General features: G+C 63.5%; 13 protein-coding genes. 7 read left to right on the forward strand and 6 right to left on the reverse strand.

From position 1 onward, the window contains the following. Positions 1–80: 80 nt before the first annotated feature. The 4 genes from AC72UB_RS05880 to fabF all read right to left on the reverse strand — a co-directional run bounded on the left by AC72UB_RS05880 (position 81) and on the right by fabF (position 4332). Positions 81–1427, reverse strand: coding sequence for a DNA-packaging protein (locus tag AC72UB_RS05880; RefSeq protein WP_505188948.1), 1347 nt, complete (start codon positions 1425–1427; stop codon positions 81–83). Continuing rightward, positions 1378–1701 carry a hypothetical protein gene (locus AC72UB_RS05885; RefSeq protein ID WP_505188949.1) on the reverse strand — a complete coding sequence of 108 codons (324 nt, stop codon included), beginning with the start codon at positions 1699–1701 and terminating at the stop codon, positions 1378–1380. Before AC72UB_RS05885 ends, AC72UB_RS05880 begins: the two co-directional genes overlap by 50 nt. A gap of 186 nt (positions 1702–1887) precedes the next feature. Continuing rightward, positions 1888–3069: an endolytic transglycosylase MltG gene (gene mltG, locus AC72UB_RS05890; protein ID WP_505188950.1), complete on the reverse strand. Its 1182-nt coding sequence runs from the start codon at positions 3067–3069 to the stop codon at positions 1888–1890. Between the two features lie 3 nt (positions 3070–3072). After that, a complete protein-coding gene (gene fabF / locus AC72UB_RS05895) occupies positions 3073–4332 on the reverse strand; it encodes a beta-ketoacyl-ACP synthase II (protein ID WP_505188951.1) in 1260 nt (419 codons plus the stop codon). Between the two features lie 195 nt (positions 4333–4527). On the opposite strand from fabF, the gene AC72UB_RS05900 reads away from it, so the two are divergent. The 5 genes from AC72UB_RS05900 to AC72UB_RS05920 all read left to right on the forward strand — a co-directional run bounded on the left by AC72UB_RS05900 (position 4528) and on the right by AC72UB_RS05920 (position 11515). Further along, positions 4528–5154: a TetR/AcrR family transcriptional regulator gene (locus tag AC72UB_RS05900; RefSeq protein WP_463290386.1), complete on the forward strand. Its 627-nt coding sequence runs from the start codon at positions 4528–4530 to the stop codon at positions 5152–5154. Between the two features lie 51 nt (positions 5155–5205). Beyond that, entirely contained in the window at positions 5206–6282 is a 1077-nt protein-coding gene (locus AC72UB_RS05905; protein ID WP_505188952.1) for an efflux RND transporter periplasmic adaptor subunit, read from the forward strand. 6 nt (positions 6283–6288) lie between these two features. After that, a complete protein-coding gene (locus tag AC72UB_RS05910) occupies positions 6289–9588 on the forward strand; it encodes an efflux RND transporter permease subunit (RefSeq protein ID WP_505188953.1) in 3300 nt (1099 codons plus the stop codon). Positions 9589–9768: 180 nt separating this feature from the next. Then, positions 9769–10653, forward strand: a complete 885-nt coding sequence (locus AC72UB_RS05915) for a DMT family transporter (protein WP_505188954.1) — start codon at positions 9769–9771, stop codon at positions 10651–10653. Further along, on the forward strand, positions 10646–11515 hold the full coding sequence (locus tag AC72UB_RS05920; RefSeq protein ID WP_505188955.1) for a lysophospholipid acyltransferase family protein: 870 nt from the start codon (positions 10646–10648) through the stop codon (positions 11513–11515). Before AC72UB_RS05915 ends, AC72UB_RS05920 begins: the two co-directional genes overlap by 8 nt. Before the next feature lie 25 nt (positions 11516–11540). Here AC72UB_RS05920 and AC72UB_RS05925 read toward each other — a convergent pair whose 3' ends face one another. Then, a complete protein-coding gene (locus AC72UB_RS05925) occupies positions 11541–12242 on the reverse strand; it encodes a DUF1223 domain-containing protein (RefSeq protein ID WP_505189136.1) in 702 nt (233 codons plus the stop codon). 238 nt (positions 12243–12480) lie between these two features. Between AC72UB_RS05925 and acnA the strand changes: the two genes are divergently transcribed. After that, a complete protein-coding gene (gene acnA / locus AC72UB_RS05930) occupies positions 12481–15168 on the forward strand; it encodes an aconitate hydratase AcnA (RefSeq protein ID WP_505188956.1) in 2688 nt (895 codons plus the stop codon). 322 nt (positions 15169–15490) lie between these two features. Here the strand turns inward: acnA and AC72UB_RS05935 are convergent, their stop codons facing one another. Beyond that, a complete protein-coding gene (locus AC72UB_RS05935; protein WP_505188957.1) occupies positions 15491–15949 on the reverse strand; it encodes a hypothetical protein in 459 nt (152 codons plus the stop codon). 88 nt (positions 15950–16037) lie between these two features. Between AC72UB_RS05935 and moaA the strand changes: the two genes are divergently transcribed. Beyond that, positions 16038–17051, forward strand: a complete 1014-nt coding sequence (gene moaA / locus AC72UB_RS05940; protein WP_505188958.1) for a GTP 3',8-cyclase MoaA — start codon at positions 16038–16040, stop codon at positions 17049–17051. Positions 17052–17072 lie beyond the last annotated feature (21 nt).

Here is a 17072-nt window from a genome sequence, read left to right on the forward strand (position 1 = left end):
CGCCGTTCACGGTCCCCCAACTCGGCGGCCGCTGTCTTGTGATCTGAACACCACCCTAAAGCGGCAATCCTTAAGGGGCGTTAACCCAGCGTGCGCAGCCTTGGGGCGACAAAGGCTTGCGAGGGGTCAACAATCAGCTCGGTCAACGCCCAAACCAGCGCATCCACCCGGTCAGGGCTGCCCTTGCCCCGATAACCTTGCACCGTCATGCGGCACATCTGCTCTTCCAGCGCGGTAAGCCCGCGCAGATGCGCCACACGGCCCTGCTCATACAAGGCCGCCACCGGCTCGGCCCGCGCCACCTTGCCCTTGCTGGCATGCACCGCCTTGATCGGCACCAGCGCATCCACGCCCCGGATCACGCTGGTCACCAGATCCCCGCCTTGGTTCACCTCAACGACAAGCCGATCCGCCTTATGCCGCGCCATCGCCGCCAAGGCGGCCCGCGCCCATGTCTCGGGCGAGGACATCCGCACAGAGGCATCCTCCAAGACCACCGCCCGCCAGTTTTGCGGCGGCCCCTCTGTCACCGCCCCCACCACCACAATCCCGCACTCATCGCTGCCACCGCCTTGGCTCACCGCCGGGTCCACCGCCACGACGATCCGGCTAAAGACAGGCACCACCGCCACCCGCGCCGCGTCCAATTGCGCCGCAGACCACAGGCTGCCCTCCACATCCTCCAACAAAAGCCCGTCCAACTCCTGCCGCCCCAGCCGCGTGCCGCCATAGCGCGCGCGCACCTCCTCCAGGAAACTCGCCGCCAGATGCGCGCGGTTGGCCTCGGTCGGCGCATGGGTGGTCACGGTCGAGGGGTTCTTCAAGATCGCCTTCAACACCTCAACATTCTGCGGCGTCGTCGTCACCACCTGCCGAGGCGCCTCGCCAAGCCGCAAGCCAAACTGCAACTGGTCCCAAGCCTCTTGCGCCTTGGGCCATTTCGCCAACTCATCGGCCCAAGCGGCATCGAACTGCGGACCGCGCAAACTGGCCGGATTATGGGCCGAAAACACCTGCGCCACCGCGCCATTGGGCCAGACAAGCTGGCGCCGCGTCGCATGCCACTCGGGCCGCCGATCCGGTGGCGAGCAGGCCAGAATCCCGCTCTCCCCCATCACCATCACCTCGCGCACCTGATCCACCGTTTCGCCCACAAGCGCGACCCGCCGCGCGCGGCCCGGCGCCATCGGGGTCGCCCCCTCCACCTCGGCGCGCACCCATTCAGCCCCAGCGCGGGTTTTCCCCGCACCGCGCCCGCCCATGATCACCCATGTTTTCCACGCGCCTTCGGGCGGCACCTGATGCGGCAAAGCCCAGAATTCAAAAAGCCACGGCAGCGCCAACAGCGCGTTGTCGCTGAGCCCTTCCAAAAACGCCTCAATCGCCTCCGGCGTCGCGGAGGCGAGCCAACCTGCGCCCGATTTCATCGCGCGCGGCGTCCATGTCGAGGCTGCCGGTTCCGACAGACCCGGCAACTTGCTTGCGGAGTTTTTCAACACGATTTCCTTCTTCTATGGCCAGATGCACCGCCGCCTTCAGCCCCTTGATGCACTCCACCGCGTCCTTGACCTTGCCGAACTCGCCGGACTTGATCGAGTGAACGGTGCCTGCCAAAGCCTCAGCCGCCTCACGTAGCCAGATTTCTGTGGTCGCCAGCATGTCCACTGGCGGCTCGTCCCCCGAGGAGAAATTGATTGTCATCGTCGCTGGCTGCCCCCTCATGCTCCTCACATGCGCGAAATGAAAAAGCGGCACGGGGTTGCCCCCGGCCGCTTGCCCATCTCTCCTAGCATGACAGAAACCCTACATCAGAGCGCCCGCAGAGTCAAAGCATTTCCGTTCAAGATCAATGTCTTGGCGCGCGCGCCCTTAACCACACGTTAACCCTCAATCCCCCGCCGCCTCGGCCTCTTCCTGCGCCTTCAGCAACTCCGCCTCAATCTCGCGCCACTTGGCGACGTTGGCATTGTGCTCGTCCAGAGTGCGGGCAAAGGCATGGCCGCCCGTGCCATCGGCCACAAAGAACAGGAAATCCGACCCGTCCGGGTTCAAAGCCGCTTCAATCGCCGCGCGTCCCGGATTGGCAATTGGCCCCGGCGGCAGTCCGTCGATGACATAGGTGTTATAAGGTGTCTCGCGCCGCAACTCGCTTTGACGAAGGCCCCGACCCAAGACGCCCTCGCCATTGGTGATGCCGTAAATCACCGTGGGGTCGGTCTGCAACCGCATCCCCTGACGCAAACGGTTGACGAAGACGCTGGCCACCCGGCCCCGTTCGTCGGCCACCGCGGTTTCCTTTTCCACGATCGACGCCATGACCATCGCCTCTTCGGGCGTGTCATAGGGCAGATCGGCCGCCCGCGTCTCCCAAAGCTCGGCCACGATCCGCGCCTGCCGGTCTGCCATCTCGCCCAACAAAGCCGCACGGTCCGCGCCGCGGTCCACCTCATAACTGTCAGGGGCCAAAGATCCCTCTGGCGGCACCTGATCCAACTCGCCCGCCATAAACTCGGCCCGCTTCAGCCCTTCCACCACCTGCCAACTGGTAACACCTTCGGCGACCGTGATGCGCAAACGAACATCATCGGCCGTCGCCGCCTCGGTATACTCCGCTGGCACCGGACCCACGGCGGGATCGAACTTCACCACCTCAACATAGCGGTCGGTTGCAGGGTCCAACTCGCGCAGCACCACATCTGTCGAGTTCACGCTGATGCGAAAATTGACCTCACGCCCACAGCTGGACTGGCCGCCCGCCGTCAACTGGTCAATCACTTGCTCCATCGAAGATCCCGGTGGGATCAGGTAACTGCCAAACTTCAGCGCCCCGCTTTTGTCGGTGTAATCCGCCCCGATCCGGAAGATCCGTGCATCACTGATCGCCCCTTGCGCCTCCAAAGCCCGGCTCACCTGACTTAAACTCGCACCGCGCTCCACCTTGAAACACACAGCCTGTGCCAAGGGCCCGGGTCCCGTATAGGCCTGCCGACCCAAGGTCAGCAGGCCCGCTGCAACAACCAGCAGCACAATGAACAACGTCAGCGCGTTCGAGGCAACCGCGCGCCACATGGCTTAGCTCACCCGGCCCAGCACAAGGCTGGCATTGGTGCCGCCAAAGCCAAAGCTGTTGGACAAAGCCACGTCGATCTTGCGCTTCACAGCCTTGTTCGGAGCAAGGTCCAGTTTAGGCTGCACCGCAGGCGTGTCGAGGTTGATCGTCGGCGGCGCGATCTGGTCCCGCAGGGCAAGCACGCAGAAAATCGCCTCTACGGCACCTGCAGCCCCCAACAAATGGCCAATCGAGGATTTGGTCGATGACATCGTGGCCTTTCCCGCCGCATGGCCCAAGAGCCGCTCCACCGCGCCAAGCTCAATCGTATCCGCCATGGTCGAGGTGCCATGGGCGTTGATGTAATCCACCTGATCCGCCGTGATCCCGGCGCGGTTCAGCGCCATGGTCATCGACCGGAACCCCCCATCCCCATCTTCCGAGGGCGCGGTGATGTGATAGGCATCGCCCGACATTCCGTAACCCAAAACCTCGGCATAAATCTTGGCCCCGCGCGCCTTGGCGTGCTCGTATTCCTCCAAGACCACCACGCCAGCGCCTTCCCCCATCACGAACCCGTCGCGGTCCGCATCATAGGGGCGACTGGCCTTGGCAGGCTCATCGGCCCGCTTGGTGGACAGCGCCTTGCAGGCGTTGAACCCAGCAATGCCGATCTCGCTGATCGGGCTTTCTGCGCCCCCGGCCACCATCACATCGGCATCACCAAAGGCAATCATCCGGGCCGCATCGCCAATCGCATGGGCGCCCGTCGAACAGGCCGTCACCACCGCATGGTTCGGTCCCTTAAAGCCAAAGCGAATAGACACCTGCCCCGACACAAGGTTGATCAGCGCGCCCGGAATAAAGAACGGCGACACGCGCTTTGGTCCCTTTTCCTTGATCAAGACCGCCGTCTCGGCGATCGAGGTCAGCCCGCCAATGCCCGAGCCAATCATCACGCCAGTGCGGCAGCGATCGTCTTCCGTCACCGGCTCCCAGCCCGAATCCCGCACCGCTTGCGTCGCCGCCGCCATGCCATAAAGGATGAAGTCATCCACCTTGCGGCGGTCCTTCGCGTCCATCCAATCATCCGGATTAAAGGTGCCGTCCGAGCCATCCCCCATCGGGATCTCGCAGGCATATTGCGTGACAACATTCACCGGATCGAACCGGGTGATCGGTCCTGCCCCCGACTGGCCAGCCAACAGACGGCTCCAGGTTTCCTCAACCCCGCACGCCAAAGGCGTAACCATCCCAAGACCTGTGACCACCACTCGACGCATGTCGCCCTCCTGACCCCGTGTCGTTCGTTCCTCGCCTGATACACGGCAGCCCTCGGCTTCGCAACGGGAACTGGCCAAACCCCGCCGATGCCTGATCCGCGCCGCACCAAACTAACCCAGCACCAGGGCTTGACCTTTCGCCGCGCAAAACCAACTATGAATGAACGTTCATTCTCAATCGGCAGACTTACCCCCATGACCGCCACCCAATTGTCCTTGCGCCCCGAGGCCAGACATGACGGCCGCACTGTCGAAATCCTTGCGCTCGTGCGCGGGGCCTTTGCCGAAAAAGGCTTTGACGGCGCCTCCATGCAAGATCTCGCCCGCGCCGCCGGGATGAGCGTCGGCAACTTCTACCGCTATTTTCCGTCGAAATACGCCATCGTTCAGGCGCTCATCGCCCAAGATCTGGCCGAGATGGAGGGCGAATTCCTGACCGTCCTGCAATCGCCCGCCCCGATGGAGGGCCTGCGCAGCCTGATGCAAGCCCGGCTCGACGTCCACCGAACCCGCGAAGACGGCCAGCTTTGGGCCGAAATCACCGCCGCCGCCCAGCGCAAGCCGGAAATCGGTCAAGCCGCCTGCGACATGGAAACCCAGATCGCGGCCTATCTCAATCGCATCTTCGCGGCTGAAACCGGCCTGACCGAGGCCGAGATCACGGCCCGCTTCCCCGCCCATGCGGCCTTTGCCATCACTCTCTTCAAATCCGCCGCCATGCTGCCGCCCACGGCCGAGCCGATCCGCGCCGACCTCACCGCGCTGATCCAACGCGCCATCGACACGACCATGAGCGACATCCTCGCCCTTCGGAAAGCCTGACCCATGCGCCTCACCATTGCCCTTTGCACCGCTGCCCTTTTCGCCTTGCCTATGAGCCCCCTCTGGGCCGAGGCGGCAAGCCCCGAGGCTGCGGCCGCCGTGCCCGCGCCCCATATCACCGTGACCACCGTTCAAAGCCGCACCATGCGCGATATCGTCATCGCTTCGGGCTTGATCGGTGCGGTGGAACAGGTGCAGGTCGCCCCCCTTGTTGAAGGACAGCAGATCGAAGCGCTTCTGGCCGATATCGGCGATCAGGTCACCGACGGCCAAGTGCTCGCGCGACTTTCGACCTCCACCCTCACCTTGCAAAAGGCCCAACTCACGGCCTCCCTTGCCGCCGCCCGTGCTGCCATTCCGCAAGGTGAGGCACAGGCCGATGAGGCCCAGCGCGTCGCCACCCGCGCCGAAACGCTTCTCGCCCAAGGTTCCTCCTCGCAGGCCGCCGCCGACAAGGCCCGCGCCGCCGCCATTGGCGCGGTGCAATCGCTCGAAGCCGCCCGCGCCAATCTCGCCCTTGTCGAGGCGCAGCTCGCCAATGTCGAATTGTTGCTCTCACGCACCGAGGTCAAGGCCCCGGTCGCTGGCGAAATCACCGCCCGCTCCGCCCAAGTCGGCGCGATTGCCTCTGCCGCCATGCCCATGTTCTCCATGATCCGCGACAATGCGCTGGAACTGCGCGCTGATGTGGCCGAAGGCGATGTCCTGCGCCTTGCCCCCGGCCAAACCGTGACACTGCACCTCGTGGGCGACACCGGCCCGCGCAAAGGCACCGTGCGTCTGGTGGAACCCGCCATTGACACCGCCACCCGCATGGGCCGCGTCCGCATCACCATCGACGATGCCGCAGGGGTCCGCCCGGGCATGTATGCCATGGCCGAAGTCCTTGTGACAGAACGCGAAACCGCCGCCGCCCCGATCACCGCTCTTGGCGTCAGCGCGGGCGGTCAAACCGCACTTAAGGTCACCGGCGACACCGCAAACTTGGTGCCGGTCACCACCGGCATCCGCGATTCTGGCTGGATCGAGATCCTCACCGGCCTTGCCCCCGGCGACCAGATCGTCGCCAAGGCCGGGGCCTTTGTCCGCGACGGCGACCGGATCACCCCGGTTGCAGCCAAGGAGTAAGCCCACATGAACTTCTCCGCTTGGGCCATCAAGAACCCCGTCGCGCCCCTTCTAGCGTTCTTCATGCTCATGGTGCTGGGCTGGCAATCCTTCAACGCCCTGCCCGTCACCCGGTTTCCGAACATCGACATTCCCGTCGTCGCCGTCGCCGTCGCCCAACCGGGTGCCGCGCCTGCCGAGATGGAAACTCAGATCACCAAAAAGATCGAAGACGCGGTTGCGGGCCTGACAGGTGCCAAGAACGTCACCACGACGATCTCTGACGGCATCTCGACCACAGCTGTCGAATTCCGCATGGAGGTGCCAACCGACAAGGCGGTGCAAGACACCAAAGACGCCATCGACCGCATCCGGGGCGACCTGCCTTCCTCGATCGAAGCCCCCATCGTCACCCGCATCGACATCGAAGGTCAGGCCATCATGACCTTTGCGGTCACCGCGCCCGACATGACGCTTGAAGAAATGTCATGGTTCGTCGATGACACCATCATCCGCGTGCTTCAGGGCCGCCCCGGCGTCGGCAAGGTCGAACGCTATGGCGGGGCCGACCGCGAGGTGCGCGTGGCGCTTGATCCGGTCAAGCTGGAAAGCTACGGCATCACCGCCACCACCGTGTCGAACCAACTTCGGCTCACCAACACCAACGTCGGCGGCGGCAAGGCCGAGATCGGCACCGCCCAGCAGGCCATCCGCACCCTTGGCGATGCCCAAACCGTCCAAGGTCTGGCCGAGACGCCAATCTTCCTGCCCGGCGGTCGCCATGTGCGGCTCGCCGATCTGGGCGAAGTGGTCGACGGCTATCAGGACCTCAAATCTTTCTCGCGGCTGAACGGCGATCAGGTCGTCACCTTCGCCATCTTCCGCGCCAAAGGCGCATCTGAGGTGTCGGTGGCCGAAACCGTCAACGCCACGCTCGACACGCTTCGCGCCGACCACCCCACCGTCGGCATCACCCTTGTCGATGAAACCGTGTTCTACACCTATGGCAATTACGAAAGCGCGATCCACACGCTTATCGAAGGCTCGATCCTCGCGGTCCTTGTGGTGTTCGCCTTCCTGCGCAACTGGCGCGCCACGCTGATCACCGCGGTGGCCCTGCCCCTGTCGGCCGTACCCACCTTCTGGATCATGGACCTTCTGGGCTTCTCGCTCAACCTTGTCAGCTTTCTGGCCATCACGCTTGCCACCGGCATCCTTGTCGACGATGCGATTGTGGAAATCGAGAACATCGCCCGACACATCCGAATGGGAAAAACCCCCTACCGCGCGTCGATTGACGCTGCCGATGAAATCGGCCTTGCGGTGATTGCCACCACCTTCACCATCATCGCAGTCTTTGTGCCCGTCAGCTTTATGGGCGGCATTCCCGGCCAATACTTCCGCCAGTTTGGCCTGACCGTTGCCATCGCTGTCGGCTTTTCGCTTCTCGTCGCCCGCCTCATCACCCCGATGATGGCCGCTTACCTCATGACCACCAAGGACGCCAACGCTGGACATCATGAAGGCGAAGGCGATGGCCCGGTCATGACGCGCTATCTGGCCTTCGTGAACCGCTCCATCCAAGGCGGCATCCCGCTGCCCCTGACCCGTTGGAAATTGCCCAGCTATTTCATCACCCTTCTGTCCGCCATCGGCGTCTTGATCGTCTCGGTCTATTTCATGCTGCAAGTGCCCGGCTCTTTCTTGCCGCCCGAAGATGTCAGCCGCATCTCGGTCTCGGTCGAACTCCCGCCCGGATCAACGCTGGAAGACACCGACCGTACCACGCAAAACATCACCGCGGCGATCAAGGACATCGAAGGCGTGCGCGATGTGTTTGTGCTTGGCGGCACCTCACCGCGCGGCGAGTTGGACCTGCGCCGCGCCTCAGTGGCCGTGGTGCTTGAGCGGCTGGATCACTCGCTCATCCGCCGCCTGACCGAGATCGGCAACAAGATCCCGGTGCTGTCCCTTGTGGTGCCCACACTTGAAAACCCGGGCCGCACCCGCACGCAAAACCAGATCGAGGTCGATATCTTTGAAAAGCTCGCCCTCATCCCCGACATCCGCACTGCCAAGCTGAACGACCGTGGCGACCGCGATATTTCCTATTCGGTCTTGGCCAGCAATGACGCCGATCTCAACACCGCCGTGCAAGCCCTGCAAGACGCGCTGCGCGGTGAACCCACGCTGACCGGCCTCTCCGCCGAAGGCGCGCTCCCGCGCCCCGAGGTACAGATCACCCCCCGCGCCGATGAGGCCGCCCGCCTTGGCGTCACCGCCGCCGCCATCGCGCAAACCCTGCGCATCGCCACCATCGGCGATCTGGATGCAGCCTTGGCGCAAGTGTCGCTGGACAACCGGCTGATCCCGGTGCGCGTCCAACTGGCCGACATCAGCCGCGAGGATCTGGCCCGCATCGCCGCGCTCAAGGTGCAAACCGCCACCGGCGCGCTGGTGCCGCTTTCGGCAGTGGCCGATGTTGAGATCGGCGAGGGTCCGGCTACGGTGAAGCGCTTCAACCGCGAACGCCAAGCCGTGATCGGCGCCTCTTTGCCCTTGGGCGTAGCCCTTGGCACCGCCAAAGAGCGCTTTAACGAGATCGTCGCCGCAACCCCGCTGCCCGCGGGCGTCAAGGTGTCGGAAGCCGGCGACGCCGAGGTGCAGGCAGAACTAAATACCTCCTTCGGCAATGCCATGATCATGGGGCTGATGTTGGTTCTCAGCGTGCTGATCCTCCTCTTCCGCTCGGTCATCCAGCCCTTCACCATCCTCCTCTCGCTCCCACTCGCCATCGGCGGGGTAGCCGCCGCGCTGATCCTCACCGGCTCCGCCCTGTCGATGCCGGTCCTGATCGGCATCCTGATGCTGATGGGAATCGTGACCAAAAACGCCATCCTGCTGATCGACTTCATCATCGAGATGCGCGCCCGCGGGCTTGACCGCATGGCCGCAGTGATCGAGGCCGGACACAAACGCGCCCAACCCATCGTCATGACCTCAATCGCCATGTCGGCGGGCATGCTACCCTCGGCCCTTGGCGTCGGCGAGGGCGGGGCCTTCCGCGCACCGATGGCGACAGCCGTGATCGGCGGCATCATCGTCTCGACCGTGCTGTCGCTTGTCGTGGTGCCGTCCTTCTACCTCATCATGGACGACCTCTCGCGCCTCATCAGCCGCTTCTTCTCGTACTTCATCGGCGACAAAGAGGCCGAGCCGGAAAGCCCCAGCCCCGAGACGCTGGCCGCCCAGATCGCCGCGCTTGAGGCCGGTCAAGCAGACCTGCGCAGCCGCCTAGAGGGCCCCGGCCTGCGCGCCGCCGAGTAATCCGGCCCGTCACCTCCCGCGTCTTCCCTCCCCCTCGTGGGGAGGGGCCGGGGCTGGGGGCACGACTTCACTCTACCCCATAAACCCACCCCCACCCTTGGGCCGCCGCCCCATCCGCCCTTTCCCCCGCGACCAATCTCGTCCATGTTGCGCCCACTGCCCAACCCCGGACCCCGCCCCATGACCGCCCATTCCACCCGCAAGGGCATCCTTCTGATGATCCTTGCGGTGTTCCTCTTCACCATCATGGACGCGGTCGCCAAAGGGCTGATCGAACGCTACCCGGCACCGCAGGTGATCTGGGCCCGCTTTGCCGGGCAAGCGTTGATCGTCGCCATCCTGCTGGGTCCCCGCATGGGCCCAATGCTGCGCACCCAGCACCCTTGGCTACATGTGGTCCGCTCGGCTTGCCAATTCATGGCCACCGCCTTTTTCTTTGTGTCACTGGCCTATATCAGCCTGCCCGAAGCCACCGCCCTGGCCGACACCAGCCCCGTCCTCATCACCCTTGGCGCGGCGCTGTTTTTGGGCGAGAAACTCGGCCCCCGCCGCATCTTTGGCGTCGTGGCCGCCCTGATCGGCGCGCTCATCATCATCCGCCCGGGGGCCGAGGTCTTTACCCTCGCCGCCCTTCTGCCCTTGGCCAATGCCGTGGCCTATGCGGGAAATGCGCTTCTCACGCGCCATATCGGCATGAAAGAGCCGTTCTGGACCTCGCTGATGTACGGTGCCCTCTTTGGGGCGATCCTTGGCGGGTTCGCGCTGCCCTTCGTCTGGGTCACGCCCACCTTACCCGACCTTGGGCTGTTCTTCCTCGTCGGCTGTCTTGGCACGGCGGCGCAGCTTTGCATCATCCGGTCCTTTTCCACCACCGAAGCCTCGGTCGTTGCCCCCTTCACCTATCTGGGCATCCTGTTTTCTACGCTCTGGTCGGTCCTGTTCTTCAACCACTGGCCCGATGGCTGGACGATGGTCGGAGCGCTTGTGATCGTGGGGGCGGGGCTTTATGTCTGGCACCGCGAAACCCTCCATGCGCGGAAATCCCAGACAGGGTCTGATGACTGACACCCCCCACCACACCGCCGCCCACTGGCTGCAAGACCGTGCCCTCCGCGCGCTCTTTTGGGGGATGCTTCGCCTGCCCTACCGCTGGCGCGTGCCCTTGGCGGGTTGGGTCGTCTCGCGCCTTGTGGCCCCTCTAGCAGGATATAGCCGCCGCATTCGGGCGAACCTTGCGCTGATCCTGCCAGATCTGCCCGCCGCCGAGGTGGCCCGCATCACGCGGGCCGTGCCCGACAACGTCGGCCGCACCCTGATCGAAATCTATTCCGGTGCCGAATTCACTGCCCATGCCGTCAGCCACCCCCTGACGGGCGACGGCGTAGCCGCCCTAGAAGCCGCGCATCAGGCGGGCCGACCGGTCATTCTGGTGACGGGGCATTTCGGCAATTACGACGCCAGCCGCGCCGCCCTGATCGCGCGCGGCTATCGGGTCGGCGCGCTCTATAACCCGATGAAGAACCCCTACTTCAACGACCACTATGTCGCCGCGATCTCCCAGATCGGCACGCCACTATTTCCGCGCGGCAAAAAGGGGCTGGGTGACATGGTGCGGCATCTGCGGTCGGGCGGTATGCTGGGGCTCTTGATGGATCAGGCCATGCGCCACGGCGCCCCCCTGACCTTCTTCGACCAGACCGCGATGACCGCACTTTCGGCCGCAGAACTCGCGCTGAAATACGACGCTTTGGTGATCCCGACCTATGCTGTGCGCCAGCCCGACGGGTTGTCTTTCCAGATCATCGTCGAAGCGCCAATCCCCCACGGCACACCCGAAGCCATGACCCAAGCGCTGAACGACAGCCTTGAAGCCATTGTCCGCCAGAACATCGACCAATGGTTTTGGATTCACCGCCGCTGGAAGTGACCAGCGGCCTCGCGCCCTGCATCCCTTATTCGACCGCCACCGCCGCCAGAATTTCGGCCAGCCCAGCGCGCTGCACGATCACCACGGCCCGCCCCTCAATATCCGGCGCGCGGATCGACAAAGGCTCTTGGCCTGACCAATCACCCAACTGGTCCCATGAGGTCACGATGTTGCGGTACTCGATCGCCAACCCGGCATTCTCGCCGCGTGCAATCTCAACCTTCGCGGACTCGCGATAGCCCACAAGCTGCACCATCGCAGGTGAGGTCAAGGGCGGGTCCGCCTCAACCTCGATCATGATCTGCCCACCCTGCCGCCACACCGTTAGCCGCACCGGTGCCGGGCGGTCTGCTGCCGCCGCAATGGCCGCCGCCACCGCCTCGGGCTCATGGCCCACCACGCGCACACCGCCATGCACAATCATTTGCGGGGTATAGACCATCCGCTCACCCGCCGCCTTCGCATAGGCTTTTTGCCGCTTGGTAAAGCCGGGATGGGCGAATTCATCTTTCCAGCCGATGTAATCCCAGTAATCCACATGCAGCGCCAAAGGAATAACGCCAGGCTGATCGGCCAGATCGGCCAAAAGCGCGTCTGCAGGGGGACAAGACGAACAGCCCTGCGAGGTGTAAAGCTCCACCACCACCGGCGATGCGGCCTCTTGGGCCAACACAGGGCTGAGCCCGCACAGCCAAAGCCCACAGGCGGCACGCATCATTTGTCGCATCATGGTGAACCCGTTCCCTGCTTGCCGCCTCTGTCTACAAGACCCCAACCCCGCGCGCCAATCAAGGTTTTGCGAGCCACCCCGCCCTGCATCACACGGAGCCGTCATCAAAGCAGCACAACGCCTCTTTCATTTCGGCATACAATTGCATACAATGCCGCCCAAGCCAGAATGATTCCCTTGCGCGGGTCGCGTCCTTGCGGCAAACACCCGTCCAGTCCAGCCAATGGAGGCCCCCATGACCGTGACCGTCGGACACGACACCGCCAAAACCCGCCAGACCCTGACTGCAGGCGGCAAAACCATATCCTATTACTCGATCCCCGCCGCTGAAAAGGCAGGCTTGGGAGAGTTCTCCAAACTTCCCGCAGCGCTCAAGGTCGTGTTGGAAAACATGCTGCGGTTTGAAGATGGCAAGACGGTTTCGGTGAACGATATCAAAGCCTTCTCCGACTGGGGCAAGATGGGCGGCAAGAACCCCATTGAAATTGCCTACCGCCCCGCCCGCGTCTTGATGCAGGACTTCACCGGCGTTCCGGCCGTGGTCGATTTGGCGGCGATGCGCGACGGCATCAAGGGGCTGGGCGGCAAGGCCCAAGCCATCAACCCGCTGGCACCTGTTGATCTGGTCATCGACCACTCGGTGATGATCGACGAATTCGGCACCCCCCGCGCGTTTCAGGCCAACGTCGATCGCGAATATGAGCGGAACATGGAGCGTTATGTCTTCCTGAAATGGGGCCAGAACGCGTTTAACAACTTCCGCGTCGTGCCGCCCGGAACCGGGATTTGCCATCAGGTGAACCTTGAATATCTGGCCCAGACCGTCTGGACCGACACCGACCAGAACGGCCATGAGGTCGCCTATCCCGACACGCTCGTCGGCACCGACAGCCACACCACCATGGTCAACGGCATGGCCGTTCTGGGCTGGGGCGTCGGCGGGATCGAGGCCGAAGCCGCCATGCTGGGCCAGCCCGTCTCCATGCTGATCCCCGAAGTTGTCGGCTTCAAACTGACCGGCGCGATGATGGAAGGCACCACGGCAACTGACCTTGTGCTGAAAGTCGTGCAGATGCTGCGCAAGCATGGCGTGGTGAACAAATTCGTCGAATTCTACGGCGAAGGTCTGGACAATCTGCCGCTCGCCGACCGTGCCACGATCGCCAACATGGCCCCCGAATACGGCGCCACCTGCGGCTTCTTCCCGATTGATGCCGAAACCATCCGCTATCTGAAGAACACCGGCCGCGATGAGACCCGGATTGCGCTGGTTGAGGCTTACGCCAAGGCCAACGGCATGTGGCGCGATGGGTCTTATGACCCGATCTACACCTCGACCCTGCACCTTGACATGGGCACCATCGTTCCGGCCATCTCCGGCCCGAAGCGCCCGCAGGACTTCTTGCCCCTGACCGATGCAAAAGCCTCGTTTGCTAAGGAAATGGAAGGCTCGTTCAAACGCCCGCAGGGCGTGGAAGTCGCTGTAAAGGGCGAAAGCTACACCATGTCCTCGGGCAAGGTCGTAATCGCCTCGATCACGTCGTGCACCAACACCTCGAACCCCTATGTGATGATCGGCGCTGGCCTTGTGGCCCGCAAAGCCCGCGCACTGGGCCTGACCCGCAAGCCGTGGGTGAAGACCTCGCTCGCCCCCGGAAGCCAAGTCGTAAGCGAATACCTGAACGCCGCGGGCCTGCAGGAAGACCTTGATGCCGTCGGCTTCAACCTTGTCGGCTATGGCTGCACCACCTGCATCGGCAACTCGGGCCCCTTGCAGCCGGAAATCTCTGCCGCCATCGCCGAGGGGGATCTGGTGGCGACCGCCGTCCTCTCCGGCAACCGCAATTTCGAAGGCCGCATCTCGCCCGACGTGCGCGCCAACTATCTTGCCTCGCCGCCTTTGGTCGTCGCTTATGCGCTGGCCGGTGACATGAACATCGACCTGACCACTGAGCCTTTGGGCACCTCGAAAGACGGCAAGCCGGTCTATCTGAAAGACATCTGGCCCACGAACAAGGAAATCGCCGACCTCGTCCACGCCACCGTGACGCGCGAAGCCTTCCAGAAGAAATACGCCGATGTGTTCAAGGGCGATGCCAAGTGGCAAGGCGTCAAGGTGACGGATTCGGAAACCTACGACTGGCCGGCAGATTCCACCTACATCCAGAACCCGCCCTATTTCAAAGGCATGGCCAAGACCAAGGGCGCGATCAAGAACCTGTCTGGCGCCCGCGTGCTGGCGCTTCTGGGCGACATGATCACCACCGACCACATCTCGCCGGCAGGCGGCTTCAAAGCCAACCACCCGGCAGGCCAGTATCTGACCGAACGTCAGGTTCCGGTTTCCGAGTTCAATTCCTACGGCTCACGTCGCGGCAACCACGAAGTCATGATGCGCGGCACCTTCGCCAATATCCGCATCAAGAACGAGATGCTTGATGGCGTTGAAGGCGGCTATACCCTTGGCCCGGACGGCAAGCAGACCTCGATCTATGACGCCTCGATGGCCTATCAGGCAAACGGCACGCCCTTGGTGATCTTCGGCGGCATCGAATACGGCGCAGGCTCCTCGCGCGATTGGGCCGCCAAGGGCACGGCCCTTCTGGGCGTCAAGGCGGTGATCGCGGAATCGTTTGAGCGTATCCACCGCTCGAACCTTGTCGGCATGGGCGTGATCCCCTTCGAATTCACCGGCGGCGACACCCGCAAATCGCTGGGCCTGAAGGGGGACGAAGTGGTCTCCATCGAAGGGCTGGAGGGCAACCTGAAGCCACTGTCGACGGTGCCTTGCCACATCACCTATGGCGACGGATCGAAGAAAACCATCCAGATCAAGTGCCGCATCGATACCGCGATCGAGATCGAATACATCGAACACGGCGGCGTGCTGCACTACGTGCTGCGCGATCTGGCATCGCGCTAAGAAACGCACTGTTTCCAAATCAAAGGCCCGGAGCGATCCGGGCCTTCTGTTTTGTTAAACTCTTGTCAAATCTTTCACGACATGCTGGCTGCAGACCCTAAATTCTGGCCCCACCATGCCCCAGCCCCGCTTTCCCACCCTCGCACCACAAGAGCCGATCCTGGAAGGCAAAGCACAGGCAACGCCCTTGCGCCTGTCGCTCACACTCATTCCGCTTCCGATTGGTGAAATCTCAGTGCTGATAACGGGTTGGCTTATCATCATGCAAAGCTAACCGCGCAAAGCAGGCCCTTGCACAGGCGCGCGGGGCAACCACGGACCATTACTCCATAAACACTGTCACCTCAGGCAAATCCGTCAAGGAAAGCCCAAGCGCCCGATAGGCCGCGAGTGACAACAGCGCCCCGCCCGATCCGGGCTGAAGGTCCACCGCCACACTCGCCCCGCTTGCGGTCACCACCTTGCCCTTGCCCGGCGCAGTGACGAGCGCGGTTCTCAACCAAAACCCCGGCTCTGCCGGGCTGCCCAGCGCCACGGTGACTTTGCCCAGTTCGCGCGCACCTGCCACAGGGGCGGCCACAGCGGCCGCGCGCTGCGCCTCGGTCGTGGTGTCGAGCGTCGCTGCGGTATTCGCCCCCACCGGCGGCGGCAAGACAACCGTCGGGTCCAGCGGCATCACAATCTGCACATCGGGCGTCTGCGACTTGGGCTGCAGCCCGCCAAAGGCGCCACAAGACGCCAACACCACCGCACCCAAGGTCAAAAGTAAAATCTGTTTCATGATACCCCGACGATAGTCTGCCGCCCCAGCCCGCGCAACTGCCGCTTTCCACCTTGTCGCAGCCCCTCCCAGCGCCTACCTTTCACTTATGAGCACGCCCCTGCCCCCCCTTGTCGACCCTTTCGCCCGCGCGATCAGCTATCTGCGCGTCTCGGTCACCGACCGCTGCGATTTCCGCTGCACCTATTGCATGACCGAACACATGACCTTCCTGCCAAAGGCCGACCTCCTGACGCTGGAAGAGCTTGACCGGCTGTGCTCGGCCTTCGTCGCATCCGGGGTGCAAAAGCTGCGGATCACCGGGGGGGAGCCTTTGGTGCGCAAAGGGATCATGACCTTCTTCCGCGCCATGTCGCGGCACCTTGCCTCGGGCGCACTGAAAGAACTCACGCTGACCACCAACGGCAGCCAGTTGGCGAAACACGCCACCGAACTCGCCGAGTGCGGGATCAAGCGCATCAACGTCTCGCTTGACACTCTGGACCCAACTAAGTTTGCCGAAATCACCCGCTGGGGCCGCCTGCCGCAAGTGCTCGACGGGATCAAGGCAGCGCAAGCCGCCGGGATGAAGGTCAAAATCAACGCCGTCGCCCTCAAGGGCTTCAACGAAGATGAGCTTTTCCCGCTGGTCGACTGGTGCGCGGATCAAGGCCATGACCTGACCTTCATCGAAGTCATGCCAATGGGCGAGATGGGCGATATCCAGCGGATCGACCAGTACTGGAGCCTGAAAGATCTGCGCGCCAGGCTGGAAACCCGCTTTACCCTGACCGATCTGGCCGAGCGCAGCGGCGGTCCAGCCCGCTATGTCCGGCTGAACGAGACCGGGCAAAAGGTGGGGTTCATCACCCCCCTGACCCATAACTTCTGCGAAAGCTGCAACCGGGTGCGCCTGACCTGCACGGGCGAACTCTACATGTGCCTTGGCCAAGAGGACATGGCCGACCTGCGCGCGCCCTTGCGCGCCAGCGCCGATGATGCAGCCCTGCACGCCGCGATCCGCGCCGCCATCGCCCGCAAACCCAAGGGCCATGATTTCGACTATTCGCGCCAAGGCGTTGCAGGCCAGATGACCCGCCATATGAGCCACACGGGCGGTTAAGCGCGCCGGTTGCCCCCCCTC

Source organism: Allotabrizicola aquatica (SeqCode) (assembly GCF_965194375.1).
Lineage (GTDB): Bacteria > Pseudomonadota > Alphaproteobacteria > Rhodobacterales > Rhodobacteraceae > Tabrizicola_A > Tabrizicola_A aquatica.